1 protein-coding gene is annotated in these 273 nt (G+C 51.6%); it reads left to right on the top strand.

Annotated elements, in window-relative coordinates; all coding sequences use genetic code 11:
* Positions 1-256 (top strand): hypothetical protein (locus AC1RPG_RS08775; protein ID WP_481762601.1); only part of this gene is annotated, 256 nt, incomplete at its 5' end.
* Between the last annotated feature and the right edge of the window lie 17 nt (positions 257-273).

Here is a 273-nt window from a genome sequence, read left to right as displayed (position 1 = left end):
AATCGATTTTGAGTTTTTGGCGTGGCTGGTTCGCTGCTGTTTGTTCCGCGATGACTTGCGGGCGCAAATCGAGGGGCTCGGGTTCCCTGACTTTGCCTTTGCTCTGTACCTGTCAGACGCGCGCAAAAACGGCGATCTGGTCGGCATGTATCAGGACTATGGCATGTACGAGCCGGAAGCGTGGAACGCGTGGATTGCCGACTGTCGGCGTCAATATGATGCAATCAAAACTCGCAACCAATCGATCAAAAATTGACAATGAACACAAATACC

Source organism: Dellaglioa sp. CoH-57-MRSF-18 (assembly GCF_056781995.1).
This window is presented reverse-complemented; position numbering and strand designations above follow the sequence as displayed.